At 70.3% G+C, this 7,158-nt stretch carries 6 protein-coding genes; 2 read left to right on the top strand and 4 right to left on the bottom strand.

Annotated features, from left to right (window positions below):
* The first annotated feature begins 459 nt into the window (after positions 1 to 459).
* Positions 460 to 858 (top strand): PRC-barrel domain containing protein, encoded by a 399-nt coding sequence (locus tag ACIRL2_RS42190; RefSeq protein ID WP_402239671.1) that lies wholly within the window; start codon positions 460 to 462, stop codon positions 856 to 858.
* A gap of 356 nt (positions 859 to 1,214) precedes the next feature.
* Here the strand turns inward: ACIRL2_RS42190 and ACIRL2_RS42185 are convergent, their stop codons facing one another.
* Positions 1,215 to 2,474 carry a PP2C family protein-serine/threonine phosphatase gene (locus ACIRL2_RS42185; RefSeq protein WP_402239669.1) on the bottom strand — a complete coding sequence of 420 codons (1,260 nt, stop codon included), beginning with the start codon at positions 2,472 to 2,474 and terminating at the stop codon, positions 1,215 to 1,217.
* Between the two features lie 244 nt (positions 2,475 to 2,718).
* On the opposite strand from ACIRL2_RS42185, the gene ACIRL2_RS42180 reads away from it, so the two are divergent.
* Positions 2,719 to 3,135, top strand: a complete 417-nt coding sequence (locus ACIRL2_RS42180; RefSeq protein WP_395860938.1) for a MarR family transcriptional regulator — start codon at positions 2,719 to 2,721, stop codon at positions 3,133 to 3,135.
* 642 nt (positions 3,136 to 3,777) lie between these two features.
* Here ACIRL2_RS42180 and ACIRL2_RS42175 read toward each other — a convergent pair.
* Genes ACIRL2_RS42175 through ACIRL2_RS42165 form a run of 3 tightly spaced genes read right to left on the bottom strand, consistent with a single transcriptional unit; the run spans position 3,778 to position 6,952 of the window.
* The gene (locus tag ACIRL2_RS42175) at positions 3,778 to 4,200 is read right to left on the bottom strand and encodes an STAS domain-containing protein (protein ID WP_395859946.1); all 423 of its coding nucleotides are present in this window, start codon (positions 4,198 to 4,200) and stop codon (positions 3,778 to 3,780) included.
* Positions 4,197 to 5,279, bottom strand: coding sequence for a B12-binding domain-containing protein (locus ACIRL2_RS42170; RefSeq protein WP_402239666.1), 1,083 nt, complete (start codon positions 5,277 to 5,279; stop codon positions 4,197 to 4,199). Before ACIRL2_RS42170 ends, ACIRL2_RS42175 begins: the two co-directional genes overlap by 4 nt.
* The gene (locus ACIRL2_RS42165; protein ID WP_402239664.1) at positions 5,279 to 6,952 is read right to left on the bottom strand and encodes a PP2C family protein-serine/threonine phosphatase; all 1,674 of its coding nucleotides are present in this window, start codon (positions 6,950 to 6,952) and stop codon (positions 5,279 to 5,281) included. Before ACIRL2_RS42165 ends, ACIRL2_RS42170 begins: the two co-directional genes overlap by 1 nt.
* Positions 6,953 to 7,158: the final 206 nt, after the last annotated feature.

Genomic DNA, 7,158 nt, shown 5'->3' with positions numbered 1-7,158 from the left:
GCAGGACTACCAGCAGGGGAATCATTGTTTTACCTCCGACCCGCTTGTGCCCCACCCATTCGGGCGCATGCCTGAAAAGATGGCGGTTTACCGGGGTGTTTCCGGGACAGGATTCGGCGCCGTTTCCACCATTCCCACCGTTCCCTCGAAGCCCTTTCGCCGCGGTTTCCCTGTTTCCCTCGCGACTGCCAGGGCCGGAACCAGCGCCCGTCGGGCTCGTCGGGCATGGGTGCGAGTGGGTGGGCGATGGGATCGCGAGCGTGTTCACTCCGAAAGCGGCCGCGCCCATGACGTCGCGCAACGGCCCGGCACGGACCGTGGTCCACGCGTCCTGAGCGTCGGGGTGGGTGTGCGACCGGATCGACGGGGCAGGCGCGGCTCGAACCATTCGAGACGACGGCTCCCGCCGTGGCAATCCGCCTGCGGTGAAGGAGTTCGTCAGGAGTTGAGGAGTTCCCTGTGAGCACCGGCGACAACGTGTGGGGTCACCGTCCCGAGTCCGGCTACACCGCGGGGACGAGCCTGGCCGGATACAAGGTCGATGCCACCGACGGCCACATCGGCAAGGTCGACAAGCACAACGACGACGTCGACGCGTCCTACCTGGTGGTCGACACGGGTGTGTGGATCTTCGGCAAGCACGTCCTGCTCCCCGCGGGCACGATCGCGAGCATCGACACCGAGAACAAGGTCGTCCACGTCTCGCGCACCAAGGAGGAGATCAAGAACTCCCCCGAGTTCGACAAGGACAAGCACCTCGACGACCACGACCACCGCAGCCGCACCGGCGACTACTACGGCAACACGACACCGGGTACTCCCGGCGCCCCCGGCGCCGGCCCCGCAGGCACGTTGTAGTCCACGCGCAGACCCGACGATGGGTGGCGCTCCCTCGGCAACCAGGCCGGGCGGAGCGCCACCGGCGCGAGGGCACACGACGGCAAAATCCCACCATCGTGTGCACGACGGCTTCGCCGATCGGCACTCTTTGAATGTCGCGCGGGTCGAGAGGCGTTCGGCGGCCTGCGTCGTGTTGCGGCCCGCTTCGAGACAGTGACCGAGGAGGGATCGAGATTCAGGCCCATCCCGCCTCCACACGGTGGAGACCGCCGCCTCCCGGCTGCGCGACCTGGGCGAACGTTCGGCGGTCCCCTTGCTCCCGGCCCGCGACGCCGTCACACCCGGCAGTCACGCCCGAGCGTCGCGCCGCGCCGTCACCGCGGAGCGTGCGGTGGGGCGGGGAAGGTGGCGGAGTGGGTGTCGCGCCGTTCGGGGTCGGCGGACGACGCGTGGTCGGGGGCGGTGGGTCTGCCGTACCAGTCCAGGCAGACGACCAGGGCGTCGTCGTCGGGGACGGGGCGTCCGCGGTGGCCGGTGAGTTCGCGCAGGACCGCGCGAGGCATCTCGGCGGGCGGCAGCAGCCGGGTGGCGCTGATCGACCGGGCCAGCGCACGTTCGCCGTAGGCCTCGCCGGCCGGCGAGGCGACCGCGTGGACGCCGTCGCTGACGAACACGAGACGGTCCCCGGGCCGGACGTGGAATTCCTGCGCCGTGTAGTCGGTCTCCTCGAACATGCCCAGGGGCAGTTGCGCGTCGAAGTCGATCGGGGTCACCATTCCCTCGCGCAGGAGCAGCAGGCGCGGGGAGCCGGCGTCGACCACCTGGACTCGTCCGGTGGTCAGTTCGAAGTCCAGCAGCAGGACGGACAGGTACGCGTCGCCGCGGTGCTGGGCGTAGACCGCCTGGTCGGCGAGGGCCGCCTGGTCGGCAAGGGGGATGCCGGCGCGTCGGGCGTTGCGCAGGGCGTTGATCGTCAGGCTGCTGAGCAGGGCGGCGTCGATGCCCTCGCCCATGCCGTTGGTCACCGTCAGGACGAGGTGGTCGGCGCCGGCGGACCAGTCGAAGTTGTCGCCGTGGACGGCGTAGGCGGGCTCGAGCTGGGCGCCGATGGCGTATTCGTCGCGGCTGCAGGCTCGCCCGGGCAGGAGTTCCCACTGCATTTCGGCCGCCAGGGTCAGGCGGTCCTTGCGCCGGGCCCGGCGGTAGAGGTCGGTGTCGCGTTCGGCGACGGTCACCGCGTGAGCGAGCATCTCGGCGATGTCGGCGAGTTCGGTGGGGATCGCCGGCGAACAGGCGTCGGTCGGAAGGGTGACGGTGAGGACACCGAGGCGGTCGCCGCGTACGGTCACCGGGAGGTGGACGACCGTGGCTTCCGCGTATTCCTCGCGTGCGGGCTCCTGCGCGCCGAAGACCCGGCCCTGAGGGCTGTTGTCGATGGAGAGGGGTTCGGCGAGGGGTTCGGTGGCGGGCGGGAGCGCGGACACCGGAAGCAGGGCGGTCAGGCTGTAGTCGGCCATCAGCAGCTCGACGGATCCTGCCCGGTAGTGCCGCGTCAGCACGCCGCGGATGGCGTCGAGCAGTCCATGCGGGGGCGCGGCGCGCAACGCGCGCTCGGCTTCCTCGTATGCATTCACAGTATGTCTTCAGCCGTTCTCTGCGGGTGCGGCAAGGAGCACCCTTGTGGCGTGTCTGCGGAACGGCCCGGACCGCCTGTCGGATCAACCGCTTTTATAGCGTCTATTGTGGTGACGGCACGGCCGTCGGACCGACGGCCGTTTCGGGCGTCAGAGTAAGGCGGTGAGCGGGGTTACCTCCTCTCGACACGACCATTCGGACGAGACGGCGCGCGTTGCGACCGCGGCGGCCGAGTTGCTCGAGATGCTGCTGGGGCGCGCGTCCACGGCGCCCGTTTCTCCGTCACAGCTACGCGCGCTGTTCCTGCTGGAGCAGCACGAGGGCATCAACCTGCGCACGTTGGCCGACGGCTTGCGGTCGACGCCCTCCTCGACGAGTCGCCTGTGTGACCGCCTGCAGGCCGTGGGCTTCGTCGAGCGCCTGCCCAGCGCCAACAGCCGTCGTGAACTGCAGTTGCGGCTGAGCGGGCGGGGCTGTGCCTTCCTGGCGGATCTGCGGGCCCGCCGCGAGCGGGAACTGGCGGTCGTCACGGCGCGCATGTCGGGCGAATCGCGGGCGATGTTGCTGAAGGGGCTCGAATCCCTGCGCAACGCCGCCGTTCCTGTCATGGACGAGGCGGCGGACAACCCATCGCTCGCCCGGCGAGCGCGAACCGCCTGAGGCGACCGACCACCTCGCGCGGCCTGCGCGACGTGCCCCCTCCACCGTGTGCGGGGAGTGCCGAGCACGTCGGGCGCACACGTCCCGACCGGATGCCGGCCGATGCCGATCTCCCATGACGACCCCCCTCCGTCGGACGAGCGAGCAATGACGCCCGGCCGCAGGCAAACGGCTCGGACGACGACATCAATGTCATTCCCTGACGTCGACGGCTGTGCCCTGCCCCCCGGCGTCCCGACGCGAAGCGTATCGAATTATTGATCGATGACAAATGTTGCGGGTGGACATGCGTCACGGTTCGGTACGCGTGATCCGCCGCCGAACGCGCGAGCACGGACGGCTGCGCGCGCCGAGTCGACCACGACTCCCCCGCGCACTGGTCCGATCGGAAGGCCACGAAGCTGAATCCGGCCTACTGGCCTACCGGGCGGAGGAGTTGACGCGGCGCCTCGGCGTGCCGAAGTTGCACGACGGGTGCCTTGGCCTGGTTCGACCCGCGCCGGTACGGGTGGCGGGCGGGCGGTGGTGTCGCGGTTCGGTGGGATGGGGGGGGTGGGCCTCCCAGCCTCTCCGTGTGCGCCGAGGCTCGAGCCCCCTGCGTATGCAAGGGGGCTCGAGCCCACCGCGTTCGGGCGCCGGCCTTCAGCGGGAGGAGGCGGACTCGCCGCCGCTGTTCCCTCCCGCCGCGCAGCCGTGACCATCGTTGTCGGCGTCGGTGCGCCCGGTGAGGTATCCCTTGACGCCGGTGACATCGAGCAAGCGGGTCAGCTGCGCGGGTGGCCGATGCAGGTGCAGGGCGATTCCGGCGGAATGTGTGCGACGACGCAGGCCGATCAGAGCGGACAGTCCGCCGGAGTCGATGGCGGTCAGACCTTCCCAGTCCAGGTGCAGATGACACAGGGCCGGGCCGTGCCGCTCCAGATGCGTGTCCAGCACCGCGTTCACCCGCTGGGTGAACGCGTCGATGGTGTCGTATTCGAGGTCTCCCCGGATCGCCAGGCGCAGCGACTGTGTGTCGCCGGCCTGAATGTCGACGGAGAGCTCGACTGGCACGTAGGAGCTCATGCGATTCCTGGGCCGGAGTGGGCGGGCGCCGTGGGCAGGGTGTCGGTTGCGATGCCGAGGAAGGTGAGGGCGCGGGGAAAATCCCGCAGTTGCCCGGCGAGGACGTCCAAACCCATGCGCAAGCCCGCGGCGGGCACGTGGCGGGCGGCGAGAATGTCCGCGGTCCAGGTGACGAACGAGGTGAACAGCGCGACGTCGTCGACGTAGAGCGCCGTGGCGAGGAAGTCCACGATGTGGGCGAGATCCTCGGCGGTTCGTTCGCGCTGGGCCGCGCTGTACGTACGCATGCCGGGCCAACGCTCGTCCAGGGCGACCAGACACTGCCGCACCAGGGCGGTGCGGCCGGTCCTGACGAGGGTGTATTCCTGATCGGCGAGATGGGGCAGGTCGTCGATCTCGTGTCGCCGACCCGGGCGATGGCCGGCGACACCCTGGGCCAGGTGGTCGGCGGCTCGTCGCGCGTCGGGGGCCCAGGCGTCGGCTCGAAGAAGACGGGCGTAACGGCCGTCCTCGCCGAAGGCGGCGCCGCCGACCATGACCGGGATGCCGAGCGACTGCACGGCGGTCACCGCCTGGTGCGCGGTGGGCAGGTGGGTGGGCAGCGACGCCGACAGCAGCACGGCTGCCGGGTTGGTCTGGTGCACATGCGCGATCAGGTGCGGAGTCGGGGTATGGGCGCCCAGGAAGTCCACCCGCCAGCCGCGCCGGGTGAGGATCTCGGCCAGCAGCCGGGCGGGCAGGGAGTGCCATTCGCCATCCACACAGGCCACCGTGATCCGCCCCCGCGTCTGCGCGAGGGGCGGCGCCGGATGGTGGTGGGCGAGGGCGGCGATGACCCGGTCGGTGATCGCGGTGGCCGCGTGTTCCTCGGCCACACTGATCCGGTCCGCGGCCCATTCGACCCCGATGCGGTGTTGCACGCCCGCCACGACGTCCAGCAGGAGGCTCTCTCCGTCGGCCCCGGCATCGGCCGCCGCGGCGACCAGCCGCATCGCGCCGGGCTCGTCCCTGCCGATCACAGCCGTCCACAGGCGCTCCGAAAGCCCGGAGAGCGGGCATTGCTCCGAGACGTCGGCCATCACGGCTCCCGCCGTTGCGACTCGCGGCTCCCGTGCCCGACCTCGTGGAACTCGTCGTGGGCGCCGGCCGGGTTGGTGATCGCCAGCGTGGCCATGTCGTCGTGACGACCGCCTCCCAACCACTGCGCCGCCAGCATCTGTACCCGCTCCACCACGGCCTCCGCCGGCATCCGCGCACACTCCCGCAAAGCCTCCTGCAACCTCTCCTCACCGTAGAGCTGGTCGCCCAGCGGCCCGCCGCGGGCCTCGGTGATCCCGTCCGTGTAGAGCAGGCAGGTTTCGCCCGGTTCCAGAACCACATCCACGCTCCGCGCCCGGACCTCGGGCAGGGCTCCCACGAGTGTGCCGCCGGTGGCGGCTTCCTCCACCCGACCGTCGGCCCGGACGATCAGCGGCGGCAGATGTCCGGCGCTCGTCAGTCGCAGCAGCACCTGCCCCGAACTCCGCCGGACGGAAGCCAGCACCAGGGTCGCGAACCGGGTGTGGTGGGAGTTCATCAGCGCGTCGTTGAGGAGGACGAGGACCTGCTGGTGGTCACCGGACAGCGGCAACAGCGCGTGCAGGACGCTGCGGATCTTTCCGGTCAGGACGGCGGCTTCCAGACCTTTGCCCGCCACGTCGCCCAAGACGACGAAGGTCTCCTTGGACGCGTCCGCACCGGGATGGACGTCATAGAAGTCACCGCCGACACGCTCGTGGTCCTGTGACGCCCGATAGACACCGGCGTACTCCACGCCGTACACCCGCTCCAGCCGCGGCGGCAGCAGTTCCCGCAGCAGCGTGGCCGTGATCGACGCCTGCTCCGCGTACAGCCGCGCCGCCGACAGCGCGGCACCAGCCCGCGCCGCGAAGAGTCGCGCGAAGACCTCCTCGCCGTCCGTGAACGCCTGGTGCGTGCTGGACCGCAACAGGATCAGCACCCCGGCCGGCACCCCGTGCCCGGGCAGCGGGGTGACGATCACCGATCCGATCACACCGGCGAACCCGGGCGGTACGACCCAGCCGGGGACGTCGTCCGGGTCGATCCACCGCGTCGGCACCGGCGGGAATCCCTGCAACGCCTCCGCCAACCCGGGGACCGTTCGCGCGTCGATGGACACCACCGCCTGCGTGACCTCACCGCCGACCTGCGCGTACGTCAGCGCGTGCCGGCGACCCTGGGCCGGGGCGACGATGACCGCCGCATCGGCGAGGTGATCCGCGGCCATCCGTGCGGTCACCTCCGCGCAGCGCTCGACATTCAGCGACGACAGCAAAGCACCGGAGATCTCCGCGAGCAGCGCGGCTCGCTCACGCTCGCCGCGCAGCGCCTGCTCGGCCCGACGGAGATCGGTATCCTCCACCAGCCACCACACCACATCCCCGTTCTCGACCAGCGAGGGATGTGCCTCGAATGTACGGCCGGCGACAGCGCCCGACACGGCCGCCGGTGGCGCCCCGGCCGACGGCAGGCGGTGGTGGGCCTGTGCGAGCCAGTGCGGCAGGCCGCCTGCGGCCAGACCTTCCCCGGCCTCTTCGGCGTGCGCGAACAGGCGGCGCGCGCCTTCGTTGGTTTCGACGATGTCCCCGCCGCCGTCGGCGACGACAACGGGATAGGGGGCGTTGTTCCACGTGGTGCCGACGTGAACGTCACCACCGCGCGGAGTCTTGGGGGTACCCGAAGTACGGATCACAAGCCGGGGAACGCATCGCGCGCACCCCACCACCTCTCTGCCGCTGGAAAATAGTTGTCTTCCTGCAACCGTGTCCTATGCACCGGCTGTATGCAACACCCGACCCAGGTGCTCACAACTCGACTATTCAGTCACATAAGCACTATTTCGCCGCGTGCACTGGGCTCCTTTCCCGCGGACGGTCGGTGCGCGCAACCGAGCCTGTG

It is taken from the genome of Embleya sp. NPDC127516 (assembly GCF_044765325.1).
Taxonomy (GTDB): Bacteria; Actinomycetota; Actinomycetes; order Streptomycetales; family Streptomycetaceae; genus Embleya.
The sequence above is the reverse complement of the archived record's forward strand: the minus strand, read 5'-3'. Positions and strand labels throughout refer to the sequence as shown.